The following is an 18438-nucleotide window of genomic DNA, read 5'->3' as shown; positions in this document are numbered from 1 at the left end:
ACTAAATAAGAGGGATGAGGGGGACCAGTTATTGTGCCAAAGTTACTACGGCTGAAAAAAAGATCCTGAATGCTCGGCATTCCTATCCGTTATGCCCAAACGCAACCGCGGAAGCACGAAGTTTTGCATAAATTGAACTCAGAAAACGGCTTGAGGGTTCCGTTAGAATCGTTCGTGATATAATGATCTGTTTGGCGATTTCACCGTAAACCGTTGGGGAGTCTGGACTTGTTTATTGGTCCGGTTTTTACTCGCGAGGCGGCCGTAACCCCGCGTCGTAGTAAGTTTTACGTCTATCGCGCCGTCTATGTGGCGGCTCTATTCTTGCTGATGTGCACGGCATGGTTAGTCTTGGCCGGGACGCAAGTGATTGCCAGCGTGGGAGATATGGCTCGGTTTGGGGCCAGCATCTTCCAGATTTTGGCCCCCATTCAGCTTTGTCTCGTGATCTTCTTTGCCGCTTTCAGTGCTGCTGGGGCTGTGGCACAAGAGAAAGATCGGAAGACACTGATTCTGCTGTTGATGACCCGGCTGAATAACTCCGAGCTGGTTTTGGGAAAGATGTTGGCCAGCTTGATCAATGTCTTTGCGCTGATCTTGGCGGCCACGCCCGTCTTTTGTGCCCTGTTTCTCTTTGGTGGTGTTTCAGCTGCTCAGGTCTTGCGCGTCTTAGTTGTGACGTTGATTTCGGCCCTGGCCGCCGGTAGCATCGGTAGCACGATGGCATTATGGCGTGAGAAGACGTTTCAAACGTTGGCCCTGACTGCGATGTTGATCATGGTGCTGCTCGGGGTGAGCGGACTGGTTGCCGACCGCGTTTTCTTTGACCGGCTGTTTGATATCTCCGCCGCGCAGTGGGGTACTGCCATGAATCCCATTTGGGCGGTGATGGAGGCGGCGAATCCTTTTCCGGCAGCTTCTGGCAACTTGGCATCGATCTGGGGTGTCACTGGTCTGCATGTCTTAATCATGACGGCTGGGATTGTACTGCTAAACGGTACAGCGATCGCCCTGGTGCGAGTTTGGAACCCGTCACGTGAGACTCGCCGTGGCAAAGACATGGAAGCCCGGCAGCAGGAAGAGAGTATCTGGGGGGCCGAACACGACATGGCCCAGATCGAAGAATCTGCCGACAAGGAAGTAGTTCCAAAGAGAGATAACGAATCGCTTCGTTCTGGTCACGTCGATGCACGCACCACTGAGGTGAAGCAAGACCATCGCCAAGTTTGGCAAAACCCGATTTTATGGCGAGAAACGCAAACTTGGGCGTACGGCCGCAAGGTGCTAATCATCAAGTTCGTCTATCTCGTGCTCGCGGCCGCCGCTGCCTATCTGCTGTACGACATGGTGGCGAGTGGCACGGCCGTATATCGGGGCGATCAACTCGGTACCACGATTCCACCGGTGGCTTGGGCAATGGTGCCGCTCTATCTGATTAGCTTGGTAATCGTGAACGCCTTAGCGGTGACCTCGATCACGAACGAGCGAGATGGTCAGGCATTAGACTTGTTGCTCGTCACCGATATAAGCCCCAAGGAATTTACCTTTGGGAAGTTATGGGGCGTGATGTGGGTGACGCGTGAAATGATCCTGGCTCCCCTAGCTGTAAACGTCTATTTGTGGCTGGCTGGGGCGATGAACGGCGAGAGCTTTTTTTACGTAAGTTGTGGCCTGGTAGTGATGTATTTCTTCGTCACCATGTTAGGGCTGCACTGTGGAATGGTTTACGCCAACAGCCGCACCGCAATCGGTGTTAGCTTAGGGACGGTCTTCTTTTTGTTTCTCGGTGTGATAACGTGTATCTTGCTGATGATCAGCTTCACCGAGTCGTTCCACTTCCAGCTGTTCCCATTCCTGGGATTCATCGCTGGGGGTGGCTTAGGGTTGTATGTTGCAATTGGTTATCGCAATCCTTCGCGAGCGATCGGTATCGCCGCCACGGCCGTGCCGGTTGGTACCTTCTTCGCGATTGTCAGCTTCCTGCTGGGCAACGGGATGGAGGTATTTGTGGTGACCGTGATGGCTTATGGTTTCACGATGATCGCCATGCTGATGCCTGCAATCACAGATTTCGACATCGAGGTGGGGCATCGGTCCGGAGCCGACGACGCGTAGTTTTGCGGTTGGCTTTCGCTGCTTTAGCACCCAGGAAGAACTTACTCGGAAAGGAGTAGCAGGTTGGACGTCTTTGTGGCCATTGCACCATGGTTGGTGACAATGCTGCTGTTGGTCGCCTGCTCTGGGATGTTCTCGGCCTCGGAGGCAGCCTTCTTCTATTTGAAGCTCGAGGACCGAAAGCGGTTTCGTAAGGGAACGACTGCCCAGCGAGCGGCCGCTTCTTTGCTGGCAGATCCCGATCGGTTGCTATCGGCGATTTTGTTCTGGAATTTGATGATCAACGTGGCGTACTTTGCCGTGGCGTCGATCGTAGGGATTCGTCTGCAAGATCAGTTCGGTGCCACCTATGCCACCGCGTTCTCGACAATGTCACTGCTGGTCATCATCTTCTTTAGCGAGATGATGCCGAAAAGCCTGGCCGTGCTTCGAGCCCCGGCACTTGCGGCATTCCTGGCCGTTCCGATTGCGTTCGCCGTTCGCGTAATCGATCCAATTCGCCCGATCATGCGTGGTGTTAGTACGCTCTCGCAGCGACTTATTTGGCCACGCTTCGAGGCGGAACCGTACATGCAGGTGTCCGATCTGGAACGGGCGATCCAGATGTCGATGCAAAGCAGTACGGTGCTCGAACAGGAAGAGATGGCACTGCGGGGTATCGTCAGTCTGTCCGATTCCTTGGCGGCTGAGTTGATGCGACCTCGTATGCGTTTCAAGATGTTCCAGCCGCCGGTTTCGCTGAAGGATCTGGACTGCGAAATGACCCCCAGCGGTTACCTGCTAATCGCCGACGAACAAGGGGACGACGTGGTCAGCGCGATCAATTTAATCGACGCTACGGAGTTACCACAGGAGAACCTGGAAGACATCGCCCAAGAGGTGCTGGTGTTCCCGTGGTGTGCTCAGGCGTCGGAAGTTTTTCAGCAAATGCTGGCCAGTGAAAACGAGGTTGCTGCCGTTGTCAACGAGCTCGGAGAAACGATCGGCGTAGTAACGCTACGAGATTTGATGGAGACAATCTTCTCGAACTCGCATGGTCGTAGCGAGCGGATCTTGCAAAGGAAGACGTTTGAAGAGCTTGAACCAGGAATTTATTTGATCTCCGGTATGACGAGCGTGCGCCGGATGTCGAAGCATTTCCAGCTAGAGCTTCCCGAAACACGGCACGCCACGATCAACGGGATTCTGCAAGAAGAACTCGATGGCATTCCCGAGGTTGACGACGAAGTCGACTGGGGGCCGTTCCATTTCCTGGTCGTCGAGCAACTCGGCGAAGGGCACATCCTAGTGAGGATGACCCTGCGACAGGAGGAGGAATAACGCGATGTTGACCGTATTCTTCATCTTCGCGATCGGCGTTTTACTGAGCGCCTTTTTTAGCGGCTCGGAGACGGGCTTCTATCGCGTGACACGCGTCCGCTTGGTGCTGGATGGATTGGGAGGCGATTGGTTATCACGTTTCCTATTGTTTCTAACAAATCATCCAGCCTTGTTTGTGGCCACTACGCTGATTGGCAACAACGTAGCGAACTACATGGTGTCCCTGGCGATCGTGCTCTTTTCGCACCAGTTTTTTCCGGGCAGTTCGACCGCCGAGATGGCCTTGCCACTGATCATGGCCCCGTTTCTGTTCGTTTATGGCGAGTTGCTGCCGAAGTACTTCTTTTATCGTGCCCCCAATCTGCTCTTGCGCCGCAGCGGGTGGTTCTTTTTCCTATTCACCGTGTTGTTTGCTCCGTGTGCGGCATTGTTATGGGTGTTGGGGCGAGCGCTCCAGCAACTTTTGGGGGAATCACCCGAAACGGTTCGGCTTGCTTTGGCTCGTACCGAATTGGAAGACTTTCTGGAAGAAGGAGGCGAGTTCGGAATTTTGAATCGGGCTCAGCGGCGCGTCGCCCAGGGCGTGTTTGGTGTCGCCAACCGTCGCGTAACCACAATCGCCACTCCGATCTCCCGAGTCTGGACGGCGAAGATTGGTTCGAAGGTGAACAATATTCTTCGCGTTGCCAAGCGGAAGCAGCTTTCCGTTATTCCGATTGTCCAGCAGGAAGGCAAGCGTACGATTCCCCTTGGTTATATTCGTGTCTGTGACCTTTACATGGGGGATGGCGAAGAGATTCTCAATTATCACCCGCTCCCCGAAATTGCCGCCAACGATAGTTGTATCTCGGCCCTCACGCGGCTGCAAAGCTCCGGCGAACTGATGGCCAAGGTCGTCAGCCGAGCTGGAGTTGTCGTCGGCATTGTGACGATGCAGCAGTTGCAGCGATCAGTTCTCGACGCCAAGAAACAGCCTGCTTAATTAGTTCTGAAGATAGTCGTTCATGAGCACCACACCGATCAAGCTTTTGACGCCAGGCCGGCATCGTTTAACGTTAGATGTTGATGACCGAGAACGTGAATTGTGGGTGTTTGTGCCCACGCACACTGCCGAACCAAGCGAAGGTTGGCCGATCGTATTGACGTTTCATGGGGGGCTGTCCAATGCGCCCACCATGATGCGTTTTTGCGAATTGAACGAACTGGGAGACACCGCAGGCTTCGTCACTGTTTTCCCAAACGGCACGGGACGATTGCCGTCGATGAAGACGTGGAATGCCGGAATGTGTTGTGGTTATGCCCAACGCGAAGATGTGAACGACGTCCATTTCATCGAGGAGCTCTTGGCCGACCTGCCACAGCGCGTTCACGTTGATCCTTCGAGGGTTTATGCCACCGGGATGTCGAACGGCGGAATGATGGCATACTTGTTGGCAGATAAATTGTCCGATTGCTTTGCCGCCGTGGCTCCGGTTGGCGGAACCATGGGGAACGATACCTGTCATCCCAAGCGGCCGGTGCCGGTCATGCACATGCATGGCACCGACGATCAGTTCGTACGGTGGGAAGGAGGCGTCGGTTCGCGCAGTAAGTCGAAACTCGACTTCAACTCAGTCGACCATGCTATTTCAAACTGGGTGGCTGCCAACCGTGCGAGCCCTCAACCTCTGATCGAAAAATTAACTCCAGAAGTGAACGACGGAACATCAATCGAGAAGTTTACTTACGCTGCGACCGATGCGGACTCGGCCGAGGTCATCCTATGGAAGATCTTTGGTGGAGGACACACGTGGCCAGGTAAAGAAAGCAGGCTCGAACTGCTGGGACCTACGACGCAAAATTTAGATGCGAATTCGGTAATCTGGGAATTCTTCCAGCGGCATCGCCTTCCGTTGTGATGGACGATGCCGCCTGTTTCGTGCGGTTTGATTCAATACTAAGAACCACTTGCCGAGGCTGCCTTTTCCGCAGCACGCTTGGCTGCTTCGTTCTTCTGACGACGAATTTCGTCTTCTTTCGCCAATTCTTCCAGACGCTCCAACTGAGGCTGAGTGAGAACTGCTTCCATTTCCTTCTTCATCGCGGCTTCCAACTTGGCGATTTCCGCCTCGAGTTGCTCGATCTTGGTGTTGTAACCACTCTGAATCGTATAGATCTTTAAACGCTGATCTTGAGTGACGATTTCAGAGTAATACGTTGGAAGGCGACCGCTTGGCTCTGCCGATTCAACGGCGTCCTGAGCGGAAAGTGTCGAGTAAGTGGTGACGGCTCCAAGTAATCCCAAACCAGCAATCAAAGCAACAGCAAGCGTCTTCGATGTCATATCCAGTTGCGCCCTCAAAGAAAAAGAAGTTCGGCGCCATCCTGGCTAAAGATGGGGGTGTTCCTATACCCGACGTACTTCAATTATGGTTGGTCTAGCGGGGGGTATCAAGTGAATTTCGAGAAGGGTTTTGTCCGCGCATAAAAAAAGGCCGAAAGTAGTCGATCCGTCGTCTACTTTGGCCTTTGATCTCACGGTACACATCCTGTGTCCCGTCCTCCCGGTGTTCGATCAGTAAGATTTATCGTCAGCCCGTTTACTCGTTCTCTAGGGAAAATCAGGCATTTTCGTGCTAGCACCACCCTGGATGGTGTGAAGGTATTTCGGCTAGCAAAAAAATACGGGCGGATCCCATCCAGGATCCGCCCGTAAGACGCTTTGGCTCAGTGGCAAACCACACTCCCCAGGTAGCTTGGTCGAGCCGGTCGCGTGTTTTCTTGATCGCTTGGACTAGTTACGCGGCAGCAAAGCGTGCAGCGAAGGGAGCAGCAGGCGAGCTTCCTGTGGTTCAGCCTTAGGTGCCGCTGGCGTTGGCTTAATCTCAGGAGCGGCCTCAGGGGCACTGTGATCGTTCATGGAGCCTTCGATGCTGATGATGTCGGTGGCACCGCAGGAATCGCATGCAGGGGCTCCACAGCTGCAACCGTAGCCGTGGCGATGACCGTGACGGAAGCCACGCATATGCAGGCCGAGGCAGCTAGGGCAAGCGTTGCCGCATCCCTTGGTCATTGGCGTCGATCCACAGCAAGGAGCCGGGGTGGTTTGGCAGCCACACGATGGACGGGAGAACCAGTGGTAACGGGTGTGAAGTTTAGGACGGCATCCATGTCCTTCCGAGCAGTAACCAGCCCAGACATCGCTGCAGCACCCGCCAGACCAAGCTGGGGAACCGTAGCCGTAGCCACCGTTCGAGCAGCCGCAATCCGCAGCGGCGGCACTGGCAGCGACGTATTCGCTGCTGGCCGAGTAGTGGGTGGACGGATAGCTGACCGTCATGGCATCCCAAAGTCCGGCCGAGGCCGATCCGACAGCTGACATCACAACGAAGCATGAGGCAATGGCGATACGAAACATGGTAGGTATTCCTTCTGTTTGGGGAGTTGAGTGAGGGAGTATTTGTTGCACTGACGAAACATGCCATGCAAATAACGTTGTGCAAACGCATCATCGAAAAAAATTGCCTCTTCCGATCCTCTTATGCAGGTGGTTGGCCTGACCTGGAAGAATTAATCGTTACGACCGGTCCCTTCTCATCCGCGGCGGGTGATTCGTTAGAATAAGCTTGTGATAGAGTCGCGTTTCTTTTGGTCCCCAAGAATCAGGTCTTCGTTTTTGTGATGCACATCCCGATCAATCCCGGAGGGGTGACGGCCGCGGTGGCATTGCTGTTGGGCGTTGTCGGAATTTGGCTGCTCATCCGAATTCGCAGTGGACTACGTGGAACGACGTTGACGGCTGCATGGGCTTGGGCCATGGTGGCTTGGGTTTGCTTGGTCGGCTGCGAAATCGTGATCGGTGTTTGCCACCAACTTGAGTTGTCCATTGTCGACAACCACTGGCGATACCTGGCGGCCATGGGCTTGTTTCTGCCTACGTTGGCCCAGGTCGGGGCCAAGCGGCGGCATCTGGTTGCCTGGCAACTTCTCATGCTTGCCTTTTGGTCGGCCTTATCTGTTCCCGTGTTAGAAATCTGGTTTCTTGATTCGGCAGGACGAAGCGACCCTGGGTGGATCTGGGGATGCTTCCTCGGACTCTTGATGATCGCCGGACTGCTAAATAACTTGGCCACGCGTTTCGGTCCGGCGGCGTTGTGCTTGGCAATCGCTCAAGGGTTGATGGTGTATCCTTACTTGCCTTGGGCTTCGGCTCCTGTGACCACCGGTGGGGCCCTGCTTTCGATGGGGGTGCTACTGTTGGGAATGGGAATGGTGGCATTCCGCTCGCAAGCACGCAGCGAGATCGTGCGACCGGAGAATCAAGCATGGCTCGACTTCCGAGATCAATTTGGCAGTTTTTGGGCGTTACGAGTCATGCAGCGGGTCAACGACGCGGCGGTACGCTACGATTGGGGACTATGGCTGGGCTGGGATGGATTTCACCAAGTCGAAATTGTGGGGTCTGATCCTGAATTCCGGGATGAAGTCCGACAAGGACTCGTGGCCTGCTTGCGCAAGTTGCTTGGAGACTTTGTCGATCAGGAGTGGCTCGACGCTCGATTGCCCAAGTGCGACCCTAAAAAGAACGGCATGGAAGATCTTGAAGCCTAGGCGAATGTCCACGAGGCTTTCGTGTTCTAAATGAAACGACAGAAATTATCTGGTCATAGCCGAAACAGTTTGGTTGCCAAGCGGGTAATTGGCATCGATACTTGAATTGGGATTGATGCGGTATCGTCGCCCCTCAGCCGCCACCTCCACGACTTACGAGATTGCCTCGCCGAGAAACTTGATGACGGAACTGACGAACAAGCAAAAAGACGCGCCGGCCGAACTGGACCTGGCGGGCCGTGTCGTTGGCGATTACCGCATCTTGCGTCGGTTAGGGCGAGGGGCCATGGCTGAGGTCTTCCTGGCCGAACAGCAAAGCTTAAAACGAAACGTCGCCGTCAAGATTCTGCAGCCCGAACTCGCCAAAGATCAAGCGTACGTGCGTCGATTTCATCGCGAAGCTCAAGCGGCGGCCGCGTTGACGCATGCCAACATTGTCCAGATCTACGAAGTCGGCAACTCGGATGGCCTACACTTCATAGCCCAGGAGTATGTTCCGGGGCAGAATCTGAAGCAGCTTCTCAATAAGCGAGGGGCATTAGAAATAAAGCTTGTCGGGGCGATACTTCGTCAGGTTGCTGCGGCATTGTATAAAGCTGCCGAGCAGGGGATCGTCCATCGCGATATCAAGCCAGAGAATATCTTGATTACGGCGACCGGCGAAGTGAAGGTCGCGGATTTCGGCTTGGCCCGAGTGATCGCTCAAGATGCCGATGGGATGAATCTGACCCAGGTCGGTATCACGATGGGGACGCCACTCTACATGAGCCCAGAGCAGGCCGAAGGTAAACCTCTGGATCAACGAAGCGATATTTATTCGCTTGGGATCACGTGCTACCAGCTTCTCGCAGGACGTCCTCCTTTCGAAGGGGACAATCCTTTGACGGTGGCCGTAAAGCATTTAAACACCGAACCCGAACGCCTCGAGAAAATTCGGGGCGGGGTGCCAGCTCCTTTGGCACGCGTCATTCACAAGATGCTCGCCAAGAAACCAGCCGATCGTTACCAGAACGCCTCGGAGTTGCTGCGTGAACTGCGTGACGTACAGAAGTCGCTGGGCAGCGATGCATTTGGGAGCGACCCTTCGGATTGGTCGATCGCGGAACTCGCCTCTTTGTCGTCGGTGCGAAGTGACGGTTTGAAAGAGCTTTCCGATGTCATGAAAACGTCGGCGATGACGGTCTATCGTAAGCCGTCCTGGACGAAGAACTTTTCTCGCTTCGCCTTCTTGGGGCTGGTCTGCATTATTATTGGTGGAGGTTTAGCGCTTGCTTCACGAAAGCCTAATCTGCTTGATGGTGTCCAAGAAGAAGAGGTCAAACCGTTAGGGCAAACGGCAGAAGAACAGTTTCTGTACGCGATGTTCCGCACGAAGGATCTCGAGATGGATCAGCGCCCCAAGTACTTTGCCAGCGTGCCTCGTTTCTTTCCCATGGATCGCAGTGAAGAAAATCGCATGTGGGGGCTGCGAGCGATGCAGCAGGAAGCGATCATCCTACTAAATCTGAAACGGTATAACGAATCGTTACGTGTCTTCGAGGAACTCTCAGGCCAACGCGAGATCGATGTCGAGGCCAAGGCATTCGGTTACGCTGGCAAAGCAATTTGCCTGTACGAAATGGGCAACCACGACGCGGCCGAGGAGGCGGTGGTATCGGCCAATCGTACCGAATATCTGTCGATCATCGATACCGATCGAGACTTCCAGAAGAAGTTCCAGCATGTCTATGAGGAACTGATCGGCAAGGGTAAGACATAAACCGATTGATTGGCCAGTCTATTCCTCGAGCGCGACCTCGCACAGAACATCGAGAATGGCTTCGATTGAGGATAACGCCGCGGATTCCTCTGGCGTGTGATAGCCAGTGGTGGGAACTTGCAGCGTAGCGCCTTGAATGGTTCCTTCGGACGCTGAAGCGACACGGCCTAACTCGGTGCTTCCCAATGAGGTGGGATTCTTCCCTTCGGCAACACGCTGTTCGTTCTGCTTTGCCAGCATCTCGTCTTTAAACATGTAACGGATGCCGAACTTCTGGCAGGCCTCTTCTAGCTTAGCCACCATTTGCGGATTGAAGATGGCATTCGCATCGCGCTTTCGCAGCACGACCTGTTGGGCATCGGCAGTGGCAATATCTGGAAAGGGACTCGTATCGAGCACCAGCAGGTCTTGCGTTTCGATCCCACAGCGGCGGAACCACTCGAGCAGGAATCGCCAGCTTCGCCCCGCTTCTTCTTGAGCCGTGAATAATGCCGTTCCTTGGAAGCCTTGGCGAAATAGGTAAATCAACATTGCTGTGGTCAGCACGTTGTCCAGCTGAGCCGAGACTCGCCCGTACGAAATGGACAGCCGGTCTTGATAAGCGACCGGTGTGCCTGGCAATACGTGGTCGAGCCCCTCAACCTCGAAAACGAGGTTGCCTCGCCGTTCACAGAGGTAAGAACGCTTGATCGTCCCTTTGCCCAGGTAGGTACCACTCCAGGGGACGTATGCTTGCACAAACCGCTCATGAAAACGCTCGGCGATTGTTTGGAACGTCTGCTCCGAGACCGAGTCCCCCAAAAGGTCGCCACGGTTGCGGGCAACGAACGCCGCGTATTGAAACTCATTGGGTCCGGTACAGATCAGTCCATGCCGATCGACGTGAGCCGAAATATGCATCCGATCAGGCTGCGTGCCGCTGGCAACTAACAGGCCTTCATACAAGGTGACCGTGGCATGCGTTTCTTCTAATTCCCGCTGCAGGTAACGGAAGAAAGCGTGCTCCGATCCGACGACGGAAGGGTGACGAACCAGTTGTTTCAGGATGTCGAGGAATTCCTCGAGGTCGAGTTTGGTCACGGCAGGCATCTTGCAGGCACGAACGAGACTCAACAGCAGAATCTCTGCCCTAAGTTTAGTTAAATATCTTCCTAAAAATAAAGAGCTGACCTCAAAGAGTTTGCCTGATTCACGGCAAGTCGAGGCAACGAATTCGACAAATCTCTTTGCCCATTGCAGGGAACGACCAGATAATAGAGAGGTTGTCCCTTTTGCCTCGAGGAGTGATGTAGTGCGTTACGTAAGCATGTTAGCCATTCTGGCGATCGTTGCGGCAGGAAGCTTCGCGCAAGCGCAAGGTTTGGGGCAATACAAATACAAGAGCCGCAGTAACATTACGGTTGGACGAGGCGGTTACGCCGATGTGACTCGGCCTGGCGGATACTCAGGAAGTTTTTCTTACAACAACTATTCGCACGGCAACCGTGGTGACTATCACCACCATCATCATGGTGGCGGTTACGGTTATCGTTATCCAAGCTACGGCAGTTTTTGGGGGGGGAGCGGGTTATCGATCGGGATTGGGCTGACCCCTTACGGCTATTCTTATCCCACGCCGTACGTCTACGGTTACAACGCTGGGTATCCATTGAACTATTCCGGGCTGTACCCCTACGGCACCTATTACCGGCCTAGCGATCAATACCTTGAATACTATCTTCCTCCCACTCAGCCAGCGGAGCTGAACTACGGCCCCCAAGCAATGAAGCAATTTATGGGGTTGCCCCGAGATTTCGCCATCGAGCCTCAGCGAAGTCAATCGTTCGGCGGACTGACTTCCCCTTCGGTCGTTCCGGAAATGGTCGCCAAACCTAACTTGCCGATTGAACAGCCAAGTCCCCAGGCGGTGGAACGGGCTGCTCGCTTTATTGACGCCGGGAATGCTCTATTCCGCCAGCAACGATATAGTGAAGCTCTGGGACGCTACAAAGATGCTGTCGCGGCCGCCCCAGGAGACGCTCAAGGTCACCTGCATAAGGCACTCGCCTACTTGGCCACCAATCATCCGGAGGAAGCGGTCAAGGCGATGAAGCTGGCGGTTCAGCAAGATCCGAATATCGCTTCGACAAATCTGACCCTCGATGGGCTGCTGGATAGTAACGCTGCCGCCAAGGCTTCGATCATCGAAGCGAATGCTCGCCGTGCGGTTGCTGACCCACAGAACGCCGATTTATTGTTCTGTGTTGGGGTACTCTTACACTTCGACGGAGACGACGCCCAGGCTGCTAAATTTTTCCAGGCAGCGAAGATGGGAGTTGGCGGTGGCGACCTTTCCTACATCGATGCATTCACCAAAGGAAACAGCCAGCCGGTAGCGACGGGAAGCGGAATCGAACTGTAATCGATTTCACCCAGAATGAGCTCGAACGGACGACGAATGACGGGGCAGGATTGGCGCCGTCGGTTTCGTGCCGAATAATCGAGGGCTTCCCGCGAATGGTTGGGAAAGGCGGAGTTCGCTGCCGGCGATAGGTGGCGAATACATCAAAGCAAATCAGAAATGCCAATCGAGGAGTCTGGCACAATGAAGTTTGGAAAGCTGATACTACTATTATGTGCGTTTGCCGTGCCAGTTTCGCTGGCGGGCTGCACGTCGGAAAAGACCGACTCTGCCGGGCACGAAGAAGGGCACGATCACGACCACGAAGGGCACGATCATGAAGCGGCTGGTCCGCATGGTGGTCACTTGATTGAGCTTGGTGAGGAAGAGTATCACTTGGAATGGTCGCACGATGACGAAACAAAGACGCTAACCTTCTACGTTCTGGACAGCGCCGGCAAAGAGGAAGTCAAAATCCCAGGCGAGAATCTGCAAGTGAACGTCACCGTCGAGGGAAACACGAAATCTTGGGACATCCCAGCCGTCCGTTCCGATGGCGAAGAAACAACCGCTAAGTTCGAGACCGCCGATCCCGATCTGTTTGCTTTGCTGGAAGCGGAAGAAGCTGCGGCGACAGTAGATGTGGAAGTCGATGGCAAGCCGTACCAGGGCGAGATCGAACACCACCATCATGGTCATTCGCACTAAGTGGCGAAACTTACTCATTCAAGAAATGAAAAGGCGATGCCAATAGGCATCGCCTTTTTCTTGATCATTCGCAAGTCAGGCCTATCGACCGCCAGACATGACCCACGCGGTTGCTACCTGGGAAGGTGTTCCGCCGAAAGCAGACTGGAATGCCTGATTGAAATTCGTCCCTTTGCGGAGAGCATTCATCAACGCATCGAACTGGTTTCCACGTCCCATCGCGGCTTTCATGAAGGCGTAGCTCACCACGCCGTTCTGCTCCGGCGATAGGCGATTATTAACGAAGTCGTCGGGCTTTGCCATTGAGCTAACAGCCGGACCAATTTGATCGTCCCAGGCTTGAACTCGCGGATCACTCTTGTTCATTCGGTAAGCTATCACCCGACCGACTCCCTCGGAGAACCAAGCAGGTACGGTCCCGTCTCCCAGGGAAGCCACATGCGACGAGCCAATCAATTGTCCCAATAAGACATTCACGTCGTAATCGTCTTCGCTGGGAACCTGGATTGCTCCATAGGCATCGGTCACATCGAACCGGTAGTGACCTTTCCAGTTGCCGGGCAGGTCGCGACGTTCGATCATGTTGCCAAATTCGGCATAGTCGTAGCGTTGGCGAAAGAAGTAAAGTGTCAACTTTCCTTTCACCAGTGGCGAGGAAGATGGAATCTTCAGCAGCGTGCGAACTTTGGCGGCTGCTTTGTCTGCTTCGGCGACGTACTCCTTCAACTGGTCTTCACCAATCGTGCCGTATGCTAAGAACAGCGGCGTGTCGACTTTAGCCGTTTTCACATCCGGCATGCTTAGTTCCCACATCTGTTGGCTACTTGCGGCCCGCAACTTGGCGAGTTCCTCGTGCGTGGCCTTCTTGGCAACGGCAACTTGATTCAAACGCAACATCGAATCATCACGAGCCGAAGTGCCGTCGAATTTGCCCCCTTCACGAATCCAAGTTTCGATTTTGGCGATCTGATCTGCTGTGAGAGGCGGGCCATTTCGGGGCATTCGCTCGTTGCCGGTCGCCTTGATCAGGCTGACGAGCATGCTCTCCTGAGGTTTACCTGGAACGAAAGGCGCGCCACTGTCGCCACCACGGATGAACTGGGTAAAGTTGTCCATGCGTAGACCGCCGCTGTTATTCTGTCCGGCATGGCAACTCACGCAGCGATTGGCCAAGATTCCGGCAACGTCCAGGCTGAAACTGACCTTCTCATTTCCTGTGGCGTCCATCACTTCCAGCCGAGCCATTTCCATTGCCGCAGGAGCCGGCGAAGCGCTCGGCTGGTTGATCGGTGCTTTCGGATCGGTGCCGTCGAACTTGGCGCCTTCTTTGATCCAAGTCTTGAGGGCCGCAAGCTCAGGGGCGCGCACTTGCTGTCCACCACGGGGCATGTCACCGGTTTCGATCGTTTCGATTAGGCGGCTCCCAATTTCATCGTTCGGGAAAACAACACGCCCCTCTGGTGGCCCCTGCATCAGAGCCTCAAAAGTGCCTGCATTGAAACCGCCGCGGCTTCCGGTCACGTGGCAATTGCCACAGCGAGCGATCAAGATCGGAGCAACGTGCTTAGTGAAGCTAATGTTGGCTGCCGGGAAGATATCCGGAAGCGGGGCAGGGGGTGTTGTCGTGGGAGGTGTCCCTGGCGTAGCCGACATTTCCATCGAAGAAGAGGGACTGTTGACGTACCCCAAAAGTGGTCGGAGTGTGTAACCCTCGAGTTCCAACACACCATGCGAAGCCGCCAACAGGTCCGTCAGTTGTTTGAGTTCGGCAGCGATCTCGGCATCTTGAGCGGCGTCCAAAGTCTCCATTCGGGACTGAATGCTACGCACAAGTTCAACCGACTCGGTAACCAGGCCTCGCTTCAAGAAGTTGGAAGTCTTGCGAATATCGAGTTTTAGCGCCTGAAGTTGCTCGCGTTGTTCGGGCGTCGGGGCTGCAATAGCAGGTGAGACCACCGCAGCAATTGATACGAGTACAACGGCAACCGCAACGAGGGGTCGGAACATGGTCAATTTCAGGCCCTATCTGTTTCGTTATCGTGAGAAGACAAGCGAGCAATCTGGGAAAATGCCTATCCTAACAATAACCCAGGTTCGCTCCACAAGAAGGAACGAAATTCGCTGGCATTTGTATCCATAATGCCTGATCCACAACCGCCACGTGGTCTCAAGTTGTGGAACAACAACAGCTTAGTTCACGGACCGTACCGGCAGACTAGGTCTTGTGGTGCCGGCGAACCACTTTTTTAGCTGCCTTTGCAGCAAGCGATTGACGTCGGGTTGGCCGATAGCCGTATTCGATTGCGAACCATTCGGCATAGCGTTCGCGAGCCACGTAGTTATTGTTTCGCGTATCGAGCAGATGCCCCAGTTCATGAACGAGGACGTTATTCAGGTAGAAGTCTTTGATGGTCTCTTCGGTCCATTCCAAACGCCAGAAGCCATCTTCGTCTTCTTCCCACACGGCTCCAAACATCTTGGCCTCGACCAATTGCTCGGGGCGGGGCGGATGTGGGAAATACTCGATGAGCGATTCGTCCATCGGGTAGAGGTAGATCGATGCACCCCACTGCATGCCGTAACAAGGGAAGCTAAGCTTCTTGCGTGTCAGCCGACTCAACTGAACGACTTCCAGCCCCTCGAGCATCCATTCAGGCAGTTGTGCCAGGCGATCGCGGATCTCTTCTTCTGTCAGAATGTGACAAAAACCTTCACCGGGCGGCTGGTAAATGAATTTGTAGTCTGTTCCAGTGTCGTTCGTTGGTTCGTGCCAATCTTCCGGTGGTGCGAAGTACTCAGACTTCGTCGTACGCGCTGCATTCCCTCCGCGGCGTCGTGACGCCTGGGTTGGCAAACGAAAATCTCGCGACGCGACTTTGGTCTTCGCGACTTTCGTGTGCGTGATGCCTCGATACGACATGCGACTCATGGAACTCTCTTGGTTTGGCCTGCCGGGCGACCTGGTAGGTGTCGCTCGTGGAGTTAATCGTGTCGGTCGTCCTGCGACTTGCGATACCACGAATTCCATTTCTGGTGGGAATTGCCAAGCGGCCTCTGGGGCCGTTTGAACTTCTACTTTATCCTACGTCGCAGCCGGAGTAACTTTCAAGCAATTTGCTTAAGTCACTATTTTCAAACGGTTTAGATGTGTCCATGGGGTGACTGCTAGCCCAATCCACGCCTCAGAGTAGGCGTCATCGGGGTCTGTCAATATACCTCTGTGGGACTGTTGCCGTTCAGCTCGTACGGGTTATGCGGTGGGGGCAGAGCGGCCTAGTGGCGACGAAATTCGCCTGATAGCAGACTTAGTTGGGGGTGAGCGTTAGAAGTTGCTCACGGTGAGAACCACGACGAGCAAAGCGATCGCCGCGGCAACAACCCAGACAAGCGTGGGTAGATTTCGAAGTGACTTCGTGATCGCAGGGAGTCGCCGACTTGAGGTCGGCTTGGCGGGCAACAGTGGAATCTTCCCCGCATTGGCCGTCGGTAGGTGCACTGCTTCTGATTCCAGTAATACGGCTGCCGAATCGGAAGGTACTGGCTCCATTTCTGGTAATGCTTCATCAACATCGAACGAGGTGTCGTCGAGTTCTTGAGAATCGAATAGAGATGAACTCGAAGTATTGTTCGAATTCCCTCGGCGAAGTTCATGCGACGAGGCATTTAGCTGTTGGGCCGTATCGTTGGCTCGGTTGGCAATCGTATCTTCCTGGGCCGGATCGAATTTGCTGGAAGAAGATTCTCGACGTTCGCGAACCTGTAAGTCATACGAACTGATAGATGAGCCAGCGCCAGGAACTCTTACTCGATTATGCGATGGGCCGGATGAGCGGATACGATTGGAAACCTTCTGGGCGGCAGCTGAAAGGATGGCGGAGCCTGGCTCCTCGTCGGCCACGGTTGGCTCTTTTCCACGGGATTCAAGCCAACTTCGTAATTCGGCGGCGACTTCTTTCGCCTCTGCGAAACGATCGTTTGGATTCTTAGCAATCATCTTTTCGCAAATACGCTGCAATTCGATCGGGCAGTTGGGGCGTGACTTGCGGATTTCCTCTGGCATGACGCTGCGGTGCTTCGCGACGCGCTGAGCCATGCTGCCCTCAGGGAAGGGGGGATGTCCTGTCAGCAGAAAGTATAGAGAGCAACCAAGACCATATATATCGACACGGTGATCAACGTGGTGGTGATTGTCGGCCTGCTCTGGGGCCAAGTAGTCGGCAGTTCCCAGAATGTTTTCTTTGCCTGCGGTTGAGCTCGCCGAATTCAAATCCGACTTCAGGCGAGCGAGACCCATATCGAGGATTTTGATGATCCCGCGTTCATCGAGCAACAGATTAGCTGGTTTGATATCGCGGTGCACGATGTCGGTATCGTGGGCATGTTGCAATCCATCAGCCGCTTGGGCGATGTAGTCGGCGGCTGCTTCGAAAGGGACCGCTCCATGCTCCCGAACGATTTGTCGCAAGTCTTTTCCTGGCACGTACTCCATGACGATATAGTGCGTGCTTTCTTCGTTATCGATATCGAACGCACGCACGATGTTGGGGTGATCGAGTAGGGCCGCCGTCTGTGCTTCCAGATGAAAACGGGCCAAGTATGCTGGATCGTTTACGCGACTTCGCGGTAAGACCTTGATGGCCACCTTGCGGTTCATCACGATGTGCTCACCAAGGTAAACACTGCTCATGCCTCCGGTACCTAAGTGCTTCAGAAGACGATACTTGGAGAGAAAGAAGCCTTTGTACTTGCCGTTTCTAAGCTTCTCGCAGTGCCAGGTGGTGAGTAGATCTTGCTGGACGAAAAATGCTTCCAGCTTTTCAATGTCGGAAGGAATTTGCCCATCATTCTCAGCGCGCAGTTGTTTCACAGCCTGCTTTAAGACAGGTTCAGCCACGAGCTTACTCTTTTTCACAAGCTCGATGAAACGTGATGCATCCACAACAGGTGGCATGGAAGGCTACGCTTACGAGGGAAGAGTTTAACCTGAGTCGTTACTAACGCGCCACAAGTCCTTCCCTTCCGCTCCCGGAAGAGTGAAAATTCCCTATGCTAGGGAGAGCCGATAAGTTGAAACACGCTATAGACTACCAGAGTTATTACTCACTAAACAACACACAATTACAAATTTCGTCTGACAGTGGACGCCCGTTTTCGTTCACGGAATTCCCGTGGTTCGTACATTCACCAGGCGGTTAATTGGGTGCGTTTCGATCCGCTTCAGTGCTAACATCGATTGATTAGGGTAATTTGATGAACAGCGACAATACATCAAAGTACAAGGCCAACGTCATTATCTATACACGGGCAGGTTGCACTTGTTGTGACAAAGCCGCCAAAGTCGTCCGGGAATATGTATCGGAAGTCACGTTTGTTGACATCGACCAAGATCCGGAACTGCGGCAGAAGTTTGATACGACCGTCCCGGTTGTTGAGATAAACGGGAAAATCCGTTTCCGAGGCAAAGTCGAGCCAATGCTGCTGAAGCGGGTGCTAACCGCGGAAGTCGAAAAAGGTACCGCGGTTCAAACCTTATAATCAGCTCTTTCCCTGATTCTCATTACTAGTC

15 protein-coding genes are annotated in these 18438 nt (G+C 54.1%); 9 read left to right on the top strand and 6 right to left on the bottom strand.

Going from position 1 to position 18438, the window contains the following annotated elements; all coding sequences use genetic code 11:
• Positions 1–228 precede the first annotated feature (228 nt).
• The 4 genes from C5Y83_RS08770 to C5Y83_RS08755 all read left to right on the top strand — a co-directional run bounded on the left by C5Y83_RS08770 (position 229) and on the right by C5Y83_RS08755 (position 5333).
• The gene (locus tag C5Y83_RS08770; protein ID WP_105329300.1) at positions 229–2115 is read left to right on the top strand and encodes an ABC transporter permease subunit; all 1887 of its coding nucleotides are present in this window, start codon (positions 229–231) and stop codon (positions 2113–2115) included.
• Positions 2116–2178: 63 nt separating this feature from the next.
• Positions 2179–3435: a CNNM domain-containing protein gene (locus tag C5Y83_RS08765; RefSeq protein ID WP_105329299.1), complete on the top strand. Its 1257-nt coding sequence runs from the start codon at positions 2179–2181 to the stop codon at positions 3433–3435.
• A gap of 4 nt (positions 3436–3439) precedes the next feature.
• Complete coding sequence (locus C5Y83_RS08760) at positions 3440–4417, top strand: CNNM domain-containing protein (RefSeq protein ID WP_105329298.1); 978 nt, start codon at positions 3440–3442, stop codon at positions 4415–4417.
• Between the two features lie 22 nt (positions 4418–4439).
• Positions 4440–5333, top strand: coding sequence for an alpha/beta hydrolase family esterase (locus C5Y83_RS08755; protein ID WP_105329297.1), 894 nt, complete (start codon positions 4440–4442; stop codon positions 5331–5333).
• Between the two features lie 38 nt (positions 5334–5371).
• Here the strand turns inward: C5Y83_RS08755 and C5Y83_RS08750 are convergent, their stop codons facing one another.
• Positions 5372–5758 (bottom strand): hypothetical protein, encoded by a 387-nt coding sequence (locus C5Y83_RS08750; protein WP_105329296.1) that lies wholly within the window; start codon positions 5756–5758, stop codon positions 5372–5374.
• 450 nt (positions 5759–6208) lie between these two features.
• Positions 6209–6832, bottom strand: a complete 624-nt coding sequence (locus tag C5Y83_RS08745; protein ID WP_105329295.1) for a hypothetical protein — start codon at positions 6830–6832, stop codon at positions 6209–6211.
• A gap of 263 nt (positions 6833–7095) precedes the next feature.
• Between C5Y83_RS08745 and C5Y83_RS08740 the strand changes: the two genes are divergently transcribed.
• Together C5Y83_RS08740 and C5Y83_RS08735 are read left to right on the top strand one after the other, a co-directional pair.
• Complete coding sequence (locus tag C5Y83_RS08740; protein WP_146117715.1) at positions 7096–8025, top strand: hypothetical protein; 930 nt, start codon at positions 7096–7098, stop codon at positions 8023–8025.
• Positions 8026–8140: 115 nt separating this feature from the next.
• Positions 8141–9784, top strand: coding sequence for a serine/threonine protein kinase (locus tag C5Y83_RS08735; RefSeq protein WP_105329293.1), 1644 nt, complete (start codon positions 8141–8143; stop codon positions 9782–9784).
• An 18-nt stretch (positions 9785–9802) separates the two neighbouring features.
• Here C5Y83_RS08735 and C5Y83_RS08730 read toward each other — a convergent pair whose 3' ends face one another.
• Positions 9803–10873, bottom strand: a complete 1071-nt coding sequence (locus C5Y83_RS08730) for a peptidase M42 (RefSeq protein ID WP_105329292.1) — start codon at positions 10871–10873, stop codon at positions 9803–9805.
• Between the two features lie 202 nt (positions 10874–11075).
• Between C5Y83_RS08730 and C5Y83_RS08725 the strand changes: the two genes are divergently transcribed.
• Both C5Y83_RS08725 and C5Y83_RS08720 read left to right on the top strand, forming a co-directional pair.
• Entirely contained in the window at positions 11076–12185 is a 1110-nt protein-coding gene (locus C5Y83_RS08725) for a tetratricopeptide repeat protein (RefSeq protein WP_158262295.1), read from the top strand.
• Positions 12186–12368: 183 nt separating this feature from the next.
• Positions 12369–12872: a hypothetical protein gene (locus tag C5Y83_RS08720; protein WP_105329290.1), complete on the top strand. Its 504-nt coding sequence runs from the start codon at positions 12369–12371 to the stop codon at positions 12870–12872.
• 81 nt (positions 12873–12953) lie between these two features.
• On the opposite strand, the gene C5Y83_RS08715 is transcribed toward C5Y83_RS08720, so the two are convergent.
• The 3 genes from C5Y83_RS08715 to C5Y83_RS08705 form a co-directional block, all read right to left on the bottom strand.
• The gene (locus tag C5Y83_RS08715; RefSeq protein WP_105329289.1) at positions 12954–14879 is read right to left on the bottom strand and encodes a c-type cytochrome domain-containing protein; all 1926 of its coding nucleotides are present in this window, start codon (positions 14877–14879) and stop codon (positions 12954–12956) included.
• A gap of 208 nt (positions 14880–15087) precedes the next feature.
• On the bottom strand, positions 15088–15801 hold the full coding sequence (locus C5Y83_RS08710) for a hypothetical protein (protein WP_199195009.1): 714 nt from the start codon (positions 15799–15801) through the stop codon (positions 15088–15090).
• A 393-nt stretch (positions 15802–16194) separates the two neighbouring features.
• Entirely contained in the window at positions 16195–17766 is a 1572-nt protein-coding gene (locus tag C5Y83_RS08705) for a serine/threonine-protein kinase (protein ID WP_233207166.1), read from the bottom strand.
• Between the two features lie 356 nt (positions 17767–18122).
• Here C5Y83_RS08705 and C5Y83_RS08700 point away from each other — a divergent pair, with 356 nt between their 5' ends.
• Positions 18123–18407 carry a glutaredoxin family protein gene (locus C5Y83_RS08700; RefSeq protein ID WP_105329287.1) on the top strand — a complete coding sequence of 95 codons (285 nt, stop codon included), beginning with the start codon at positions 18123–18125 and terminating at the stop codon, positions 18405–18407.
• The last annotated feature ends 31 nt before the right edge of the window (positions 18408–18438 follow it).

Source organism: Blastopirellula marina (genome assembly GCF_002967765.1).
In the GTDB taxonomy this organism is placed as follows: Bacteria; Planctomycetota; Planctomycetia; order Pirellulales; family Pirellulaceae; genus Bremerella; species Bremerella marina_A.
This window is presented reverse-complemented; position numbering and strand designations above follow the sequence as displayed.